The 18,452-nt window shown below is 72.6% G+C and carries 13 protein-coding genes; 9 read left to right on the forward strand and 4 right to left on the reverse strand.

The window, feature by feature from the left end; genetic code table 11:
- Positions 1–80: 80 nt before the first annotated feature.
- From HZZ00_RS22270 to HZZ00_RS22285, 4 genes are all read left to right on the forward strand, one after another.
- Positions 81–4,337, forward strand: coding sequence for a HAMP domain-containing protein (locus tag HZZ00_RS22270; RefSeq protein WP_180328096.1), 4,257 nt, complete (start codon positions 81–83; stop codon positions 4,335–4,337).
- A 55-nt stretch (positions 4,338–4,392) separates the two neighbouring features.
- The gene (locus HZZ00_RS22275; RefSeq protein WP_374028477.1) at positions 4,393–6,825 is read left to right on the forward strand and encodes a SpoIIE family protein phosphatase; all 2,433 of its coding nucleotides are present in this window, start codon (positions 4,393–4,395) and stop codon (positions 6,823–6,825) included.
- Between the two features lie 165 nt (positions 6,826–6,990).
- Positions 6,991–7,230 (forward strand): DUF5133 domain-containing protein, encoded by a 240-nt coding sequence (locus tag HZZ00_RS22280; RefSeq protein WP_074995169.1) that lies wholly within the window; start codon positions 6,991–6,993, stop codon positions 7,228–7,230.
- Positions 7,231–7,394: 164 nt separating this feature from the next.
- The gene (locus HZZ00_RS22285) at positions 7,395–8,432 is read left to right on the forward strand and encodes a C40 family peptidase (protein ID WP_070023160.1); all 1,038 of its coding nucleotides are present in this window, start codon (positions 7,395–7,397) and stop codon (positions 8,430–8,432) included.
- Between the two features lie 37 nt (positions 8,433–8,469).
- Here HZZ00_RS22285 and HZZ00_RS22290 read toward each other — a convergent pair whose 3' ends face one another.
- Positions 8,470–8,880: a (2Fe-2S) ferredoxin domain-containing protein gene (locus HZZ00_RS22290; RefSeq protein WP_180328097.1), complete on the reverse strand. Its 411-nt coding sequence runs from the start codon at positions 8,878–8,880 to the stop codon at positions 8,470–8,472.
- Positions 8,877–10,859 carry a heavy metal translocating P-type ATPase gene (locus HZZ00_RS22295; RefSeq protein WP_180328098.1) on the reverse strand — a complete coding sequence of 661 codons (1,983 nt, stop codon included), beginning with the start codon at positions 10,857–10,859 and terminating at the stop codon, positions 8,877–8,879. Before HZZ00_RS22295 ends, HZZ00_RS22290 begins: the two co-directional genes overlap by 4 nt.
- Before the next feature lie 103 nt (positions 10,860–10,962).
- Here HZZ00_RS22295 and HZZ00_RS22300 point away from each other — a divergent pair, with 103 nt between their 5' ends.
- The 5 genes from HZZ00_RS22300 to HZZ00_RS22320 all read left to right on the forward strand — a co-directional run bounded on the left by HZZ00_RS22300 (position 10,963) and on the right by HZZ00_RS22320 (position 15,832).
- On the forward strand, positions 10,963–11,364 hold the full coding sequence (locus HZZ00_RS22300; protein WP_074996320.1) for a metalloregulator ArsR/SmtB family transcription factor: 402 nt from the start codon (positions 10,963–10,965) through the stop codon (positions 11,362–11,364).
- A gap of 82 nt (positions 11,365–11,446) precedes the next feature.
- Positions 11,447–11,827: a hypothetical protein gene (locus HZZ00_RS22305; protein ID WP_180328099.1), complete on the forward strand. Its 381-nt coding sequence runs from the start codon at positions 11,447–11,449 to the stop codon at positions 11,825–11,827.
- Between the two features lie 114 nt (positions 11,828–11,941).
- The gene (locus HZZ00_RS22310) at positions 11,942–13,036 is read left to right on the forward strand and encodes a PLP-dependent cysteine synthase family protein (RefSeq protein ID WP_180328100.1); all 1,095 of its coding nucleotides are present in this window, start codon (positions 11,942–11,944) and stop codon (positions 13,034–13,036) included.
- On the forward strand, positions 13,033–14,289 hold the full coding sequence (locus HZZ00_RS22315) for an MFS transporter (RefSeq protein WP_180328101.1): 1,257 nt from the start codon (positions 13,033–13,035) through the stop codon (positions 14,287–14,289). Before HZZ00_RS22310 ends, HZZ00_RS22315 begins: the two co-directional genes overlap by 4 nt.
- A 178-nt stretch (positions 14,290–14,467) precedes the next feature.
- Positions 14,468–15,832: an alkaline phosphatase gene (locus HZZ00_RS22320; RefSeq protein WP_180328102.1), complete on the forward strand. Its 1,365-nt coding sequence runs from the start codon at positions 14,468–14,470 to the stop codon at positions 15,830–15,832.
- An 18-nt stretch (positions 15,833–15,850) separates the two neighbouring features.
- Here HZZ00_RS22320 and HZZ00_RS22325 read toward each other — a convergent pair whose 3' ends face one another.
- Together HZZ00_RS22325 and HZZ00_RS22330 are read right to left on the reverse strand one after the other, a co-directional pair.
- Complete coding sequence (locus tag HZZ00_RS22325) at positions 15,851–16,618, reverse strand: thioesterase II family protein (RefSeq protein ID WP_180328103.1); 768 nt, start codon at positions 16,616–16,618, stop codon at positions 15,851–15,853.
- 105 nt (positions 16,619–16,723) lie between these two features.
- Positions 16,724–18,334: a GMC oxidoreductase gene (locus HZZ00_RS22330; protein ID WP_180333659.1), complete on the reverse strand. Its 1,611-nt coding sequence runs from the start codon at positions 18,332–18,334 to the stop codon at positions 16,724–16,726.
- Positions 18,335–18,452 lie beyond the last annotated feature (118 nt).

Below are 18,452 nucleotides of genomic sequence, written 5' to 3' on the forward strand. Positions count from 1 at the left end.
ATCGTCGGGTCAGGCCGCGTGCCCGGCGCTGGTTCCGGGCCCCTCCATGGGGTTCCTTGGGGAGCGGAATGAGGGTGCGCATGGCCGGCAAGGTGACCGGGACGACCGACGCGGTCCCCGGCGACGAGGAACTGAGAAGACTGCTCGCGGGGCTGACCGCGGTCCGGGACGGGGACTTCGGCACCCGGCTGCCGGACGACTCCCCGGGGCTGATGGGCGACATCGCCACCGTCTTCAACGGCATGGTCGACCAGTTGTCCGTGTTCACCTCCGAGGTCACCCGGGTGGCGCGCGAGGTGGGCACCGAGGGCACGCTCGGCGGGCAGGCGCAGGTGCCGGGGGTCTCGGGCACCTGGGCCGTGCTGACCGACTCGGTCAACGCCATGGCGGGGAACCTCACCACGCAGGTCCGTGACATCGCCCAGGTGGCCACCGCGGTGGCCAAGGGCGATCTGTCGCAGAAGATCGACGTACCCGCGCGCGGTGAGATCCTCCAGCTGAAGGAGACCGTCAACACGATGGTCGACCAGCTGTCCGCCTTCGCCGACGAGGTCACCCGCGTCGCCCGCGAGGTCGGCACCGAGGGCCGCCTCGGCGGCCAGGCACAGGTGCCGGGCGTCGCGGGGGTCTGGCGCGACCTGACGGATTCGGTCAACTTCATGGCCGGAAACCTCACCGCCCAGGTCCGCAACGTCGCCCAGGTGACGACGGCGGTGGCGCAGGGCGACCTCTCCCAGAAGATCACCGTCGACGCCCGCGGCGAGATCCTCGAACTCAAGAGCACCATCAACACGATGGTCGACCAGCTGTCCGCCTTCGCCGACGAGGTCACCCGCGTCGCCCGCGAGGTCGGCACCGAGGGCCGCCTCGGCGGCCAGGCGGACGTCAAGGGCGTCAAGGGGACCTGGCGTGACCTGACGGACTCGGTCAACTTCATGGCCGGAAACCTCACCGCCCAGGTCCGCAACGTCGCCCAGGTGGCCACCGCGGTGGCGCAGGGCGACCTCTCCCAGAAGATCACCGTCGACGCCCGCGGCGAGATCCTCGAACTCAAGAGCACCATCAACACGATGGTCGACCAGCTGTCCGCCTTCGCCGACGAGGTCACCCGCGTCGCCCGCGAGGTCGGCACCGAGGGCCGCCTCGGCGGCCAGGCACAGGTGCGGGGGGTGGCCGGCACCTGGAAGGACCTCACCGACAACGTCAACGTGATGGCCTCCAACCTCACGGGCCAGGTGCGGTCCATCACCCAGGTCGCCACCGCCGTCGCCAAGGGCGATCTCTCGCAGAAGATCACCGTGGAGGCCAAGGGCGAGGTCGCCGCGCTGGCCGACGTCATCAACACCATGGTCGACACCCTCTCGGCGTTCGCCGACGAGGTCACCCGCGTCGCCCGCGAGGTCGGCACCGAGGGCCGCCTCGGCGGCCAGGCCCATGTGCCCAACGTGGCCGGCACCTGGAAGGACCTCACCGACAACGTCAACTCCATGGCCAACAACCTCACCGGCCAGGTGCGCAACATCGCGCTGGTGACCACGGCGGTGGCCAAGGGCGACCTGTCGAAGAAGATCGACGTCGACGCGCGCGGCGAGATCCTCGAACTGAAGACGACCATCAACACGATGGTGGACCAGCTGTCGGCGTTCGCCGACGAGGTCACCCGGGTGGCCCGCGAGGTCGGCACCGAGGGCCGCCTCGGCGGCCAGGCCGAGGTCGAGGGCGTGTCCGGCACCTGGAAGCGGCTCACCGAGAACGTCAACGAACTCGCCGGGAACCTCACCCGGCAGGTCCGTGCCATCGCCGACGTGGCCAGCGCCGTCGCCGAGGGCGACCTGACCCGGTCCATCACCGTCGACGCGTCCGGCGAGGTCGCCGACCTCAAGGACAACATCAACTCCATGGTGGAGTCGCTGCGCGAGACCACCCTGGCCAACCAGGAGCAGGACTGGCTCAAGACCAACCTCGCCCGCATCTCCGGCCTGATGCAGGGCCACCGGGACCTGCGCGTGGTGGCCGAGCTGATCATGGACGAGCTGGTGCCCCAGGTGTCCGCCCAGTACGGCGCCTTCTACCTCGCCGAGGAGGGCGCCGCGGGGCCCGAGCTGCGGCTCGTCGGCTCGTACGGACGCCCCGACGAGGACGACCGGCCCGAGCGGATCTCCTTCGGCCGCTCCCTGGTCGGCCAGGCCGCGCGCAGCCGCCGCACCATCGCGGTGGACGAGCTGCCGCCCGGGTACGTCACCATCTCCTCCGGCCTCGGACAGGTCGTGCCGACCGCGCTGCTGCTGCTGCCCATCCTCTTCGAGGAGCAGGTGCTCGGCGTCATCGAGCTGGCCTCCGTCACCCGGTTCACCGCCGTCCAGCGGGACTTCCTCCAGCAGCTCGTGGACACCATCGGGGTCAACGTCAACACGATCGTCGCCAACGCGCGCACCGATGAACTCCTGGAGGAGTCGCAGCGCCTGACCAGCGAACTCCAGGCCCGTTCGGCCGAGTTGCAGGCCCGGCAGGAGGAGCTGCAGCGCTCCAACGCGGAACTGGAGGAGAAGGCCTCGCTGCTCGCCGAGCAGAACCGCGACATCGAGGGGAAGAACCTCCAGATCGAGCAGGCGCGGCAGGAACTGGAGGCGCGCGCCCAGCAGTTGTCGCTCGCCTCCAAGTACAAGTCCGAGTTCCTCGCCAACATGAGCCACGAGCTGCGCACCCCGCTCAACAGCCTGCTCATCCTCGCCCAGTTGCTCGCCCAGAACCCCTCCCGCAACCTCACCCCGAAGCAGGTGGAGTACGCGGGGATCATCCACTCGGCGGGCTCGGACCTGCTCCAGCTGATCAACGACATCCTCGATCTGTCCAAGGTCGAGGCCGGCAAGATGGACGTGACGCCGGAGCGGGTCTCGCTGCGCCAGCTCATCGAGTACGTCGAGGCCACCTTCCGGCCGATGACGTCCCAGAAGAGCCTCGGGTTCACCGTGTCCACGTCGGCCGGCGCGCCCGCCGACCTGCTCACCGACGACTCCCGGCTCCGCCAGATCCTGCGCAACCTGCTGTCCAACGCGGTGAAGTTCACCGAGCAGGGCGGGGTGGAGCTGCGCGTCGAGCCCGCCGCCGACGACGAGGTGCCGCAGGACGTGGTGCGTGGCGGCGCGGTGGTCGCCTTCCGGGTGAAGGACACCGGCATCGGCATCCCGGAGCAGCAGCTGGAAAGCATCTTCGGCGCGTTCCAGCAGGCGGACGGCACCACCAGCCGCAAGTACGGCGGCACCGGGCTCGGCCTGTCCATCACCCGCGAGATCGCCCATCTGCTCGGTGGTGCCGTCACCGTCGACAGCGTCCCGGGCAAGGGCAGCACCTTCACCCTCTACCTGCCCGTGGCACGGCCGGACTTCGACGAACACCTGCACGGCGTGCGCGGCGCCGCCGAACCGGACGGGCCGGAGCAGGCGACCGCCACGCCCCCGCGGGAACTGGAGGCGTCGGCGCCGCGCGCCGCGACCAAGCGGCAGCGCGCCCGCAGGCTGCTCGTCGTGGAGGAACGCCCGCGCGGCCTGCTGACCCTGGTCGCCGAGAGCGTCGTCGGCGACATGGACCACGGGCACGCCGACGGCGTCCCGGTCGACATCATCACCGCGGTCGGCGCCCAGGAGGCGGCCGGCGCCCTCGCCGCCGAGCCCTGCCACTGCGTGGTCGTGGAACTGGGCGGCCCGGACGGGGAGTCGGCCCGGTTCCTGGCGGCGCTGGACGGCGACTCCGCCCTCGCGGGCGTCCCCGTGCTGGTGCACAGCTCCCACCGCGCCGAGTACCCGCCGGTGGAGCCGGGCGGCTCGCTGGAGTACCTCTCCAGCCTGGACGAGCTGCGGGAGCGGATCGCCCTCCACCTGTCGGCCGAGGAACCCGGCGAGGTGCTCACCTTCGTCCGCGGCGAGGAGCTGCAGCACGCCCCGGCGGACCTGGTCGACGAGCAGACCCGCGGCCGTACCGTGCTGGTCGTCGACGACGACGCGCGCAACCTGTTCGCGCTCAGCGGCATCCTCGAACTGCACGGCTTCCGCGTCCTGCACGCGGAGAACGGCCGCAAGGGCATCGAGACGCTGGTGAGCAACCCGGACGTGGAACTGGTCCTGATGGACGTGATGATGCCCGAGATGGACGGGTACACCGCCACCGCCGAGATCCGCCGCATGCCGCAGTACGCCGACCTGCCGGTGATCGCCGTGACGGCGAAGGCGATGCACGGCGACCGGGAGAAGAGCCTCGCCTCCGGTGCCAGCGACTACGTGACGAAACCGGTGGACACGCGCGACCTCATCGCCTGCGTCCGGCGCTGGCTGCCCGCATGAGGCCCGCAGCGGCACCGCGCAACCGTCCGTCCGCAGGCCGAGGAGTACCCGTACGGTGAACATCCAGCCATCCGCCGAGCCCGGCACCCGGTCCGAGGTGGCGAGCGGAGTGCCCGCCCCGCTGTCGCCGGTGGACGACGTGGCGGCCGATGTGCCCGCCGGCTCCCCGGTCGGCAGGCTCGCCGCCACCGTGGAGCGGCTGCGCCACGAGGTGCGCACCGCGCAGGCCGAGGCCGAGGGCCGGGCGCTGATCGAACTGGCCAAGGGCATCCTGATCGAGCGGCTCGGTTGCGGTCCGGCCCAGGCCGGCCGGCAGCTCGCCGAGCTTGCCGAGCAGGCGCAGGTGACCTCGCTGGAACTCGCGGTGGACGTCATCAACCAGGCGGCCAGGGACCGGATCGCGGAGGTGACCGAGGCCTTCCTGTCCACGGCCGCGGCCCCGTCCGGGCAGGCCGAGGAGTCGGCAGCCGTACGGCTGCGCGCCGCCGAGAGCGGGGTCCTGGCCGCTCACGACGCCCAGGCCATGGCCGACTCGCTGCTCGAACACGCCCTGCGCCCGCTCGGCGCCGTCGCGGTGGCCATCTGGGCGGCCGGCTCGGACGGTTCGCTCGCCCTGGCCGGCAGCGCGGGGTTCACGCCCGCCGAGGCGGCCCGCTGGTGCTACGTCCCGCCCGACGTGGCCACGGTGGCCCGGCGCGGACTGACCGAACCCGACGGGCAGTGGCTGCCCTCCATCGCCGAGTCGGGGCTGCCCACCATCGGGCGGCGCGACTACCCCGACGGCGCCCGGATCGCCGTACCCGCCGGTGCGGGCGGCCGGATCCACGGCGTCCTGGAGATCGCCTGGCCCGGGGCCGAGGAGCCGCTGCCGCGGCAGGTGGTGCGCCAGGTCGAGACGCTCGCCGAACTGTGCGCGCACACCCTGGAGGACTTCGTGCCCTCCGCCGGGACCAGTTGGGGACCGCGGGTGGTGCCGGACGTGGCCGAGCTGATGGACCTGGCGGACGGGCTGCACGACCCGGCGCTGGTGCTGGTGCCGCACCTCGACGACGGCGGGCGGCTCGTCGACTTCCGCATCCAGCACGTCAACAGCCGTTTCCTCGACCCGGCTGGCAGGTCGCGGGCCGTCGTCGGCGGTGCCCTGCTGCTGGAGGCCTACCCGATGGCCGCCGGTGCCGGCGAGCTGTTCCAGCGCGTGGAGCGGGTCTACGCCACCGGCGAGCCGTTCCGTGCGCACCGGATGCGGCTGACCGCGCTGGTCGACCAGGTGCCGCTGTCCGCGGTCGCCGACATCAGCATCAGCCGGCACGGCTCCAGTGTGCTGCTCATCTGGCGCATCGAGGACGAGACGGCGCGCCTGGCCAGTCTGCTCCAGCACGCCCAGCGGCTCGGCCGGATCGGCGGCTTCGAGGAGAACCTGCTCACCAGTGAGATCACCTGGAACAGCCAGCTGTTCGACCTCTACGGGCGCCCGCCCACGAGTTCCCCGGTGCCGCTGGAGGACCTGCCCGCCTACTCCCACCCGGACGACGCCGTCCAGATCGGGCGGTTCCTGCGCACGCTGCTGCACCAGCACCGGCCGGCGTCCGCCGCCTTCCGGCTGCGGCGGCCTGACGGTGTCACCCGGCACATGCGCGTGGTCGCCGAACCGGTCCTGGACACCGCCGGGCAGCTGTTCGGCGTGCGCGGTGCCTACCAGGACATCTCCGCCCAGCACTGGACCGAGGTGGCCCTCGCGGCCACCCGCGACCAGCTCGCCCACACCGAGCAGCAGGCCGTCGAGCGCAACCGGCTCACCCTCCAGCTCCAGCACGCCATCATGCCGCCCACCCAGGCGCCGTTGCGCGTGCCGAGCCTCCAGGTGGCGGTGCGCTACCGGCCGGCCGAGACGGAACACCTGGTGGGCGGCGACTGGTACGACGCGGTGGTGCTGCCCTCGGGGCTGGTGCTGCTGTGCGTCGGCGATGTGGCCGGGCACGGGATCGAGGCGGCCACCAGCATGGTCGTACTGCGCAACGCGCTGCGCGGCCTGGCCGTCACCGGGGCGGGTCCGGCGCAGCTGCTGTCCTGGCTGAACATCGTCGCCCACCATCTGACGGGCGCGGTCACCGCGACCGCCGTGTGCGGTCTGTACGACGCCGAGCGCCGTACGCTGCGCTGGGCGCGGGCGGGGCATCTGCCGCCGGTCCTGGTGCGCACGGGCGAGGCCACTCCGCTGCCCAGGCTCAAAGGCCTGCTGCTGGGCGCCCTGCCGGAGGCGGAGTACGAGGAGACCGAGGTGCGGCTGGCCGCGGGCGACACCCTGCTGATGTACACCGACGGGCTGATCGAGCGCCGGGACCGCTCGGTGGAGGAGTCCCTGTCCCATCTGCTGGAGACGGCGCGTTCGGGCCCGCGGACCCTGGACCAGCAGCTGGACCGGCTGCTCACGTACAGCAGGTCGGACACCGACGACGACACCTGCATCGTGGGCATCAGGGTCGGCTGACGGCGTGCGCCCGGTGGCGGCCGGGGGTCTTGACCTGCCTTAGTGGCACAGGGGTCCGCTCTCGATGCATACGGTGATCGTTCGGGGGCACACGAAGCGCCGGAGGATCCGTTCGCGGGGTCCGGCCGGGGCCGTGTGCCCGCCCACCGAGAGAGGGATGTCGCTGTGTTGCTGCCTGCGGAGAAGGAACTGCGCGCGTTGCTGGCCCGCTTCGCCGAGGCTCGTTTCCGCCATGACCTCCAGCCCACCGGCCACTCCAGCCGGGAGCTGGAGGACACCTCGTACACGCTGTGCGTGATGACCGGCACCCGGACGGTGGACGAGGCCCTCGCCGCCGCGGACGTCATGCTGGAGCGGCTGCGCACCGAACGGCAGGCGGGCACTCGGCCGGTCCTGGCCGCCTGACCCGCACGAACAGGCCTTTCCATGCAAACATTTGATCTAACCGAGAGGAAGTCATTAAGGTCTAGCTCCAACCCCCGTTGGTGATCACTCAGAGGGAGTGACGGCGGTGGGCCCCGCCCACCGATGTGCCGGCAGGCGGCTGAAGGAGCAAGGAGTTCGCCCCTGTGGCGTCCCATCGTCGACCCAAGCAGCCGAGCCGCACGCGTGTCACCGTACTGACCACCGCGGCGGCCGCCGCCGTCGTCCTCAGCGCGAACGCCGCCAACGCCGCGCCGAGCGAGAAGCCCGGCAAGGACGAGGTCAAGGCGAAGGTCGACAAGCTGTACGAGCAGGCGGAGCAGGCCACCGAGAAGTACAACGGTGCCAAGGAGAAGCAGGAGAAGCTGCAGAAGGAGATATCCACGATCCAGGACAACGTCGCGCGGGGTCAGGAGGACCTGAACAAGCTGCGCGACGGCCTGGGTTCGCTGGCGACCGCGCAGTACCGCTCCGGCGGCATCGACCCCTCGGTGCAGCTCTTCCTGTCCGCCGACCCGGACGACTTCCTCGACAAGGCGTCCACGCTGGACCAGTTGAGCGGCCAGCAGGTCGAGGCCCTGAAGAAGATCCAGGCCAAGCAGCGCGAACTCGCCCAGCAGCGCGCCGAGGCCACCGAGAAGCTCAAGGACCTCGCGGCCACCCGCACCGAGCTGGGCAACAAGAAGAAGGAGGTCCAGGGCAAGCTCGCCGAGGCGCAGAAGATCCTCAACACCCTGACCGCCAAGGAGAAGGCGGACCTCGCCGCCGAGCAGCAGCGCGCCAACCGCTCCTCCACCGAGCGGGTGGACCTCGGCCACGACAGCTCCGCCTCCGGCCGGGCCGGCGCCGCCTTCTCCGCCGCCCAGAGCCAGATCGGCAAGCCGTACGTCTACGGCGCCACCGGCCCCTCCTCCTTCGACTGCTCGGGCCTGACCTCCTGGGCCTACGCGCAGGCCGGCGTCTCCATACCCCGGACCTCCGAGGCGCAGTCGGGCATCGGGACCCGTCTCACGCGCAGCCAGCTCCAGGTCGGCGATCTGGTCTTCTTCTTCAACGACCTGCACCACGTGGGCCTGTACGCGGGCAACGGCCAGATCCTGCACGCTCCTCGTACCGGCACGGTCGTGCGGTACGAGTCGATGGACACCATCGGCGGCCCGTTCATGTTCGGCGTCCGGGTCTGACCGCAGGCCGCCGCCGCGGCCGCTGCCCCGGCGGCGGTCAGCCCTCCATGCCCTGGCGTACCCGCCGGGACGGGCTGAACTCGTACAGGTCGAGCACGCCGGGCGGGTCCGCCAGCCCCGGGCCGCCGGCGGCGACCCACGCGGCGATGTCGGCGGCGGCGTCGATGTCGTTGACCAGGCCGAGCCACACGGGCCGCCCGCCGGCGGCCCGACCGGCCGGGGACGGTTGCACCACGATCACATCGGCGTGCTCGCAGGCGTCGAGGCAGCCGGTCACCCGTACCCGCCCGGTGTCGACCAACGTCTCGCGCAGCAGGTCGAGTTGGGCGGCGTGATCGACGCCGGGGAGCTTCTCGGTGCCGCAGCAGCAGCCGCGGCACACGGTGACGGTGCAGCGGTCCGGGCCCTCGGTCACGCCGTGGCCGGTCCCCCGGCGCCGGCGGCTCATCGGAGGCTCCCGCCGTGGGCGCGGCGCCAGGCGCCGTCGGCGAGCAGCCGCAGGCCGTTGAGGCCGACGACGACGGTGGAACCCTCGTGGCCCGCGACGCCCAGCGGCAGGGGCAGGTTTCCGGCCAGGTCCCAGATCACCAGGCCGGTGATGAACACCGCCGCGACGACCAGGTTCTGCACCACCAGCCGGCGCGCCCGGCGGGAGAGGCGGACGACCGCGGGAATGGTCGCCAGCTCATCGCGGACCACGACCGCGTCGGCGGTCTCCAGGGCGAGGTCGGAGCCCGCGCGCCCCATGGCGATGCCGGTGTGGGCGGCGGCCAGCGCGGGGGCGTCGTTGACGCCGTCGCCGACCACCAGCACCTTGCGCCCCGCCTGTTCCAGCTCCCGCACCGCGGCCACCTTGTCCTGCGGCAGCAGCCCGGCACGGACGTCCGTGATGCCCACCTCGCCGGCCAGCCGGGCCGCCGCGCGCGCGTTGTCGCCGGTGACCAGGACCGGGGCGGTGCCGGTCAGTTCCTCCAGGGCGGCGACGGTGGCGGCGGCCTCGGCGCGCAGCCGGTCGGCCACGCCCAGCACGCCCACCGGCTCGCCGTCGAGGGTGACCAGCACGGCGGTGCGGCCCTCCTCCTCCAGGCCCGCGGCCACGGCCAGGGCGGGATGGCCCGGTCGGGCGTCGCCGAGGCGGGCGGGGCTGCCGACCGCGACGGTCCTGCCCTCGACGGTGGCGCGCACTCCGGTGCCGGGGGCGGAGTCGAAGTCCCGCACCGGGGGGAGATCCAGGCCGCGGGTGCGGGCGGCTGCCACGAGCGCGCGGGCCAGCGGGTGCTCGCTGGGGTGCTCGGCCGCCGCCGCCAGTTGCAGCACCTCGTCCTCCGTGAGCCCGGAGGCGGCCAGCGGGCGGATCTCCGTCGTCCTCGGCGTGCCCTCGGTCAGGGTGCCGGTCTTGTCCAGCGCCACCGCGTCGATCTGTCCGAGGCGTTCCATGACGACGGCGGACTTGACGAGGACGCCGTGGCGTCCGGCGTTGGCGATCGCGGACAGCAGCGGCGGCATGGTGGCCAGCACCACCGCGCACGGCGAGGCGACGATCATGAACGTCATGGCCCGCAACAGGGTCGGCTGGAGCGCGGCGCCGAAGGCGAGGGGCAGCACGAAGAGCGCGAGGGTGGCGGCCACCATGCCGAGGGAGTAGCGCTGTTCGACCTTCTCGATGAACAACTGGGTCGGCGCCTTGGTCTCGGAGGCTTCCTCGACCATGGCCACGATCCGGGCGATCACCGAGTCGGACGGGTCCCGCTCGACCTTCACCCGCAGCGCGCCGGTGCCGTTGAGGGTGCCGGCGAACACCTCGTCCCCGGCTTCCTTCGGCACCGGCAGCGGTTCGCCGGTGATGGTGGACTGGTCGACCTCGCTCGCCCCCTCCAGCACCCGGCCGTCGGCGCCGACGCGTTCACCGGGGCGCACCAGGATCGTCTCGCCCACCGCGAGCCGCTCGGTGGGCACGCTCTCCTCCTCGCCGTCGTCGGCGACGCGGGTGGCCGTGGCGGGGGCGAGGTCGAGCAGGCCGCGCACGGAGTCGGCGGTGCGGGCGGTGGCGATCGCCTCCAGCGCGCCGGAGGTGGCGAAGATGACGATGAGCAGCGCGCCGTCGAGCACCTGCCCGATCGCCGCCGCCCCGAGCGCGGCCACCACCATCAGCAGATCCACGTCCAGGGTCTTCTCGCGCAGCGCCTGGAGCCCGGCCCAGCCCGGTTCCCAGCCGCCGGTCGCGTAGACGGCAGCGAACAGCGTGCCCCAGGTCCATGACGGCGCCCCGGTGAGGTACAGCGGCAGCGCGATCAGGAACAGCACCAGTGCGGCGGCCGCCCAGCGGGCCTCGGGCAGGGCGAGGACGCGGGTGCGGCGGCGGGGCGCGCCCGCCTCCCGCGCGGTGCCGTCTGGCGCCGGGCGGGTGAGTGTGGATGAGTTCGACATGGGTCCTTCACGGTGGGCGGCACGGGGTCCCGACCCGACCACCGTAGCAGGAATGGTTGAAGAGCCATTCATGCGTTCATGAATGGTGTCGTACCATGAACACATGGGTCATGGAGCCGCACAGTCGTCAGGACGCGTCCCGCGCAGGAGTCTGGACGCGGCGAGCGCCGCCAAGGTGGCCACCACCCTCCAGGCCCTGGCGACCCCCTCGCGGCTGCTCATCCTCGCCCGGCTGCGCGAGGGTCCGCTGCCCGCGACCGAGCTGGCGGCCGAGGTCGGCATGGAACAGTCCGCCTGTTCCCACCAGTTGCGCCTGCTGCGCAACCTCGGTCTCGTCGTCGGCACCCGCAAGGGCCGCTCCATCGTGTACTCGCTCTACGACAACCACGTCGCGGAACTCATCGACCAGGCCATCTACCACGTGGAGCACCTCCGTCTCGGCCTGACGGACACGGCCGCCCTGACCGAGCCGGAAGCCGAAGCGGCGGGCCTGCCGAGCGCCTGACCACCCGGGCGTTTCACCCGATGCGGTGACCCCGCCCCATCGACCGGGACCGTGCGCGCCCGGCCGACTACTCTTCGCGTTCATGCGAGCCGTGTCGGAGAGGCGCAGCAGCCGCTCCCTGCCGTGGGCCGGAGCGGTGCTCGCCCTGGTGCTGATCACGCTCATGCATGTCTTCGCCTGCTGTCACGGCCCGACGGCCGGACCCGCGCAGCGCGCGGACGTCCTGGTGTCGGCCGGGCCGGGCGCGCCGTCCCCCGACCACCAGAGCCATTGCCAGGGTCTCGACGAGCCGACCGCCCAGCCACCGCGCGACGCCGGGCCGGTGGATCCGCCGCTCGCGGCGCTCGCCCCGGCCGGACCGCTCGACGCCGCTCCGGCCGTCCCCGCACCGGCGCTGCCCTGCGCCTCCCCCGCGTCGTCCCCCGGACATGCGCGGGCCCTGCTCGGCGTGTGGCGGACCTGATCGCTCCCGCGCCGGCGCCCCTCCGATCCGGGCCGCCCGGCGAACGATCACCCCCGTCCCTCCCCCACACCGGCCGGGCGCGGTCCGACGCGCCGGCCGGAGGAGAAGCACGCCATGAACCACCCCTGCCCCACGGCACCGCACACACCCGCCGGCCTCGTCGGCGACACCCCCCTCCTGTGGATCGGCGCGCCCTTCGCCGCCGCCGGCCGCGGCTTCTGGGCCAAGCTCGAAGGTCACAACCCCGGCGGCATCAAGGACCGCGCCGCCCTGCACATGGTCCGCGCGGCCCGCGAGAGCGGGCGGCTCGCGCCCGGCGCCCGCATCATCGAGTCGACGTCCGGCACGCTCGGGCTCGGCTTGGCCCTGGCCGGCGCGGCCTACGGGCATCCGGTCACCGTCGTCACCGACCCCGGCATGGAACCGCTGATGACCGGTCTGCTCGCCGCCTACGGCGCCCGGGTCGACCTCGTCACCGAGCCGCATCCGCGGGGCGGCTGGCAGGAGGCCCGGCGGCGGCGCGTCGCCGAACTGCTCGCCGGCCGGCCGGACGCCTGGTGTCCGGACCAGTACAACAACCCCGACAACGTGGCGGCCTACGCCCCGCTCGCCCGGGAACTCGTCGCCCAGCTGGGCCGCGTCGACACCCTGGTCGTCTCCGTCGGCACCGGGGGCCACTCGGCCGGCATCGGCTCCGTGCTGCGCGACCGATTCCCCGGCCTGCGCATCGTCGGGGTCGACAGCACCGGTTCGACGATCTTCGGCCAGCCCGCCGCCGCCCGGCTCATGCGCGGCCTGGGCTCCAGCATCCACCCCCGCAACGTCGCCTACGACCTCTTCGACGAGGTGCACTGGGTCTCCGCGCCGGAAGCCGTGTGGGCCGCCCGCCGACTGGCCCGCGACCACCACGCCACCGGCGGCTGGAGCGTCGGTGCCGTCGCCCTCGTCGCCCGCTGGCTGGCCCGCACCCTGCCGCCGGAGAACCGGATCGTCACGGTCTTCCCCGACGGGCCGCAGCGCTACGTCGGCACGGTCTTCGACGACGCCTACTGCCGCCGCCACGACCTCCTCGGGCACCCGCCCGCCGACGACCCCGACGAGATCTCCCACGGCGCGCAACGCACCGTCACCCGCTGGACCCGGTGCACCCGCGTCACCGACCCCCTCGGCCGCTCCCGCCGTCCCGGTCTCGCGGGAGCCGCCCGATGAAGCACCTGTGGCGGCAGACCCGCTCCTTCCCGCCCGGCGCACGGCTGATGATGGCCAATCAGTTCGCCATCAACCTCGCCTTCTACATGCTCATGCCCTACCTCGCCGCGCATCTGTCCGACGGCCTCGGAATGGCCGCCTGGGCGGTCGGGCTCGTCCTCGGTGTGCGCAACTTCTCCCAGCAGGGCATGTTCCTCATCGGCGGCACGCTCGCCGACCGCCTCGGCCCCAAGATCCCCATCATGGCCGGCTGCCTGCTGCGCACCCTCGGCTTCGCCCTGCTCGGCTGGGTCGACGACCTGCCCGCCCTCATCGCGGCGTCCGCCGCGACGGGCTTCGCCGGCGCCCTGTTCAACCCGGCGGTGCGCGCCCACCTCGCCGCCGAGGCCGGCGAGCGCCGGGTGGACGCCTTCGCCACCTTCAACGTCTACTACCAGGCGGGCATGTTGCTCGGCCCCGTGGTGGGACTGGCCCTGCTGGCCACCGACTTCCGGCTGGTGTGCACGGTCGCGGCCGGCATCTTCGCCCTGCTCACCCTGTTGCAGTGGCGCGCGCTGCCGACGCGCCGGCGGCCCACGGGGGACGGCGGGCAGGACGGGGTGCTCGCGCAGTGGCGCAGCGTCGTCGCCAACCGGCCGTTCCTCCTCTTCTCGGCGGCGATGATCGGCTCGTACGTGCTGACCTTCCAGGTGTATCTCGCGTTGCCGCTCGCGGCGACCGACTTCCTCGGCGCCGACGGCACGGCGGTCACCAGCGGGCTGTTCGTCGTCTCGGCCGCGGTCGCCGTCACGGGCCAGCTGCGGCTGACGGGCTGGGCCAAGAAGCACTGGCCGCCCGGTACGGCCCTGGTGCGCGGGCTGGCGGCGATGGGCCTCGCGTTCGTACCGCTCGCCCTCTGCCCGCGGCAGTCTCCAACGGCCGTTCTGACAGCGCTCGTTCTGGCCGTGGTCCTGCTGGCGGTGGGATCCTCGGTCGTCTATCCCTTCGAGATGGACACGGTCGTCGCCCTGTCCGGGGGTCGCCTGGTCGCCACCCACTACGGCTTCTACAACACCGTCTCCGGCCTGGGCATCTCCCTGGGCAACCTCGGTACGGGGGCCCTGTGGGACCACACCCGCCGCCATGACGCCACCTGGCTGACCTGGGTGGCGCTGACCGCGACCGGGGCGGCCTGCGCCACGGCGGTCGCCGCGCTCGCCCGCAGCGGACGCCTCGCCGCACCACGCCCGCGGCCGGAGCCCGCCGTGGCATGAGCGCCGTGACCGCCCGTGCCCGGACGGGCCTCGTCCACCGCGGAGCCCTCCGGGCACGGGCGTCATGCCACGGATACGTGCACACGACCGGCCGTTTACCCCGGCTTTGCCAACGCATGGTGATCTGATGCCCGTCGGCCGACGCGGTCGATCACCGGACGCCCCGAGGAGTCACTTCATGCACAGAGCCACCCGCCGCCGTCTGACGCTCGCCACCGCGCTCGTCGCCGCGACCACGGCCGCCGTCGCGGTCACCACCTCCGCAGGTGCCTTCGACTCCAAGGAGCAGGCACGCAAGGCGATCCGGGGCGGACAGGCGAAGAACGTCATCCTGCTCATCGGCGACGGCATGGGCGACTCGGAGATCACCCTCGCCCGCGACTACACCGTGGGCGCGGCCGGCCGGCTGAACATGGACCGGTTCCCGCTCACCGGCGCCTACACCACCTACGCGGTGCACGCCGACGGCACCCCCGACTACGTCACCGACTCCGCTGCCAGCGGCACCGGCTGGGCCACCGGTGTGAAGACGGTGAACGGGCGCATCTCCAAGACCCCCGGCACCGACAAGCCGGTGCCCACCCTGCTGGAGCTGGCCCAGCGCAACGGATACGCCACGGGCGACGTCACCACCGCCGAACTCACCGACGCCACCCCGGCCGTGCTCGCCGCCCACGCCACCGACCGCTCCTGCCAGGGTCCCGCGGACATGGCCAAGTGCCCGAGCGACACGATCGCGGCCGGCGGACCGGGCTCGATCGCGGAGCAGGAGGTCGGCCACAAGGTCGACGTCCTCCTCGGTGGCGGCAGGCAGCGCTTCGACCAGACGATCACCCAGGGCAGGTATCAGGGCAGGACCGTCACCCAGCAGGCGCGGGAGCTGGGCTACCAGGTCGTCACCGACGACGCGTCCCTGAAGGCCGCCAAGGCGGGCCGGCCGGTCCTCGGCCTCTTCGCCCCGGGCAATGTGCCCACCGAGTGGACCGGCAAGGCCGCGGCGGTCGGCGGCACGGCCCCGCAGCGGTGCGTCACCGCCAACCCGAACCGCCCGGCCACCACGCCCAGTCTCGCCGACTCCGCCGCCACCGCGATCCGGTTGCTGGAGGCCAAGCAGAAGGCGAACCACTCCAAGAAGGGCTTCTTCCTGCAGATCGAGGGCGCCTCGATCGACAAGCAGGACCACGCCGCCGACCCGTGCGGTCAGATCGGCGAGACCGCGGCGTTCGACCGTGCGGTGAAGGTGGCCCGCGACTACGCGGCCACGCACCCCGACACCCTGGTCGTCACCACCGCCGACCACGGCCACACCAGCCAGATCGTGCCGCTGGAGGCCACTCCGCCGGGGCAGTCCGCCACGCTGGTCACCGACGAGGGCGGGCAGTTGAAGGTGAACTACTCGACCAACACCCCGGGGCAGTCCCAGGAGCACACCGGCACCGAGGTCCGCATCGCCGCCCAGGGGCCGCTGGCCTACCGGGTCCTCGGCGTGACCGACCAGACCGACCTGTTCACCACGGTCCGCGAGGCGCTGCGACTGCGCTGACCGCGCCGGCCCGGTTGCTCAGCGCGGGGCGGGCGCCTCCAGCCGGGAGGTCATCAGCCGGATGATCTCCGGCTGGTGCCGGGCCAGGAAGAAGTGCCCGCCCGGGAAGACCTCCAGGGTGAAGGGGCCCTCTGTGTGTTCCGACCAGACGGCGGCCTCCGGCACCGTGACCTTGGGGTCGTCGTCGCCGACGAGGCAGGTCACGGGGCAGCTCAGGGGCGGCCCGGGTGCCCATGCGTAGGTCTCGGCGGCGCGGTAGTCGGCCCGGATGGCCGGGAGGATCATCCGCAGGACCTCCTCGTCGCCGAGCAGTTGGGGATCGGTGCCGCTCAGGCCGCGCATCTCGGCGACCAGGCCGTCGTCGTCGCGCAGATGGACGGTCTCCTCGCGGTGCACGGACGGGGCGCGGCGGCCGGAGACGAAGAGCGCGGCGGGCGTGACGCCCCGCTCCCGCTCCAGCCGCCGGGCGATCTCGTAGGCGAGGGAGGCGCCCATGCTGTGGCCGAACAGGGCGAGCGGCCGGTCGGTCCAGGGCAGCAGGGCCTCGCAGACCCGGTCAGCCAGCGCCGGTACGGAGTCCAGGAGCGGTTCGTCACGGCGGTCCTGGCGGCCGGGGTACTGCACGCACAGCACCTCGATGTCGGCGGGCATGGACCGGGACACCGGGAAGTAGAAGCTGGCGGAGCCCCCTGCGTGGGGCAGACAGACCAGCCGGACACGGGCGTCGGGGCGCGGGTGGAACCGGCGGACCCACAGGCCGTTGTCCTCGGGGAGCGGGGTTTTCACGGGGTCGTTGCCTTTCGGTTCGGGTTCGGCCGCCCCACCGGGGCGGAGCGCTCGCCGGAGCGCGGTGAGGGGCGGGGCGCACACGGGCCCCGCCCCTGTCGCGTGTCAGGAGGCCGTGACGTCTTCCTTGATGACGCGTTCGACGTTGCGCTCCGCCAGTGCCGTGATGGTCACGAACGGGTTGACGCCGATGCTGCCGGGGATGAGCGAGCCGTCGGTCACGTAGAGGTTCTTGTATCCGGCGACGCGGCCGTAGGCGTCGGTGGCCTTGCCGAGGACGCAACCGCCGAGCGGGTGGTAGCAGAAGTCGTCGGCGAAGGCCTTGACCTGCTTGCCGAACAGGTCGTACCGGTAGATGGTGGCGTTGGCCGCGTTGACGCGGTCGAACAACGACTTCGCGGCCGCGACCGCCGGCGCGTTCTGGTCCCGGGTCCAGCGCAGCCTGGCGCGGTCCGCGGCGGCGTCGTAGACGAAGGTGCCGCGCTCGGGGTTCTTGGTGATGGCCAGGTAGAGGCTGACCCAGGTCTCGATGCCCGCCGGCAGCGGGGCGATCTCGGCGAAGACGGGGTTGGCCGGGTTGTCCCAGTCGTCGATGCCGAGGGCGGGGATCGACGACTGGCCGGCGCCCGTGGGGTTCCACACGTGGTTGGCGCGGGCGGTCATGATGTTGCCGTTGGGGCCCCAGCCGCCGCCGATCTCGGAGCTGAGACCGGGCAGGGTGCCGGTCTCCCGGGCACGCAGCAGCAGTTCGGTGGAGCCGAGGCTGCCGGCGCCGAGGAAGAGGTGGCGGCAGGAGATCTCCTTGGTCGCGAGCAGCTTGCCGTCGGCGTCCTTCTGCTCGACGGTCAGCAGATAGGTGCCGTCGTTCTGCTGACGGATCGTCCTCACCTGGTGCAGGGTCTCGATGGTGACCTTGCCGGTGCCCAGGGCGGCCGCCAGGTAGCTCTTGTCGAGCGAGACCTTGCCGTGGTTGTTGCCGTAGATGACCTCGCCGGCCAGCGCGGACTTCGGCACCGAGCCGTCGGCCTCCCGGCGCATGTAGTCCCAGTCGTAGACGTTGGGCACGAAGGTGGTCTTCAGGCCCGCGTTCCCGGCCTGCTCGCGCGAGACACGCGCGAACCGGTACCAGTCGGTCTGCTCGAACCAGCCCCGGTCGATGTCGTTGACCCGCAGGGTGGAGTTCGCGCGCGGGAAGTACGTGGAGTACATCTCGTCGGCGTCCACCTGGGGCAGCACCTCCTCGAAGTAGGAGCGCCGGGGCGTGACCGCCATGCCGCCGTTGACGAGCGAGCCGCCGCCGACGCCGCGTCCCACGTAGACCGACATCTGGTCGAAGTCGACCCGGTCCAGCACCCCCGCGTAGGGGTCGATGTCCCGGTTGACGACGTCGAGCCAGAGGAAGGAGCCGAGCGGGGCCTCGGTGCGGGACCTGAACCAGCTGGAGCGCTTGTCGGGCTTGAGCATCCCGCAGAATATGTTTCCGTCCGGGCCGGGCCGGTTCCAGAGTTGACCCATCTCCAGCATCAGGGTGGGCACTCCCGCCTCGCCGAGGCGCAGGGCGGAGACGGCCGCGCCGTACCCGGTGCCGACCACGACGGCGGGGACGAACGTGCCGCCCGGGCCGCCGCTCATGGTGGCCGCGGCCGCCCGGGGGGCCGCGGTGATCGTGGTCTGCCCCGCGATCGCGGCGGCGCCCAGGGCCGCGAGGCCGAGCATGCGGCGGCGCGACAGAGGCTGGTGTGCGTTCACGCTGTGTTTCTCCTGGGTCGGGGGTGAGGGAACGGGAGGAACGAAGGGGACGGGGGTGTGCGGCGCGGCCGGTGGTGGCCGGGTC

Source organism: Streptomyces sp. NEAU-sy36 (assembly GCF_013423905.1).
Taxonomy (GTDB): domain Bacteria; phylum Actinomycetota; class Actinomycetes; order Streptomycetales; family Streptomycetaceae; genus Streptomyces; species Streptomyces misionensis.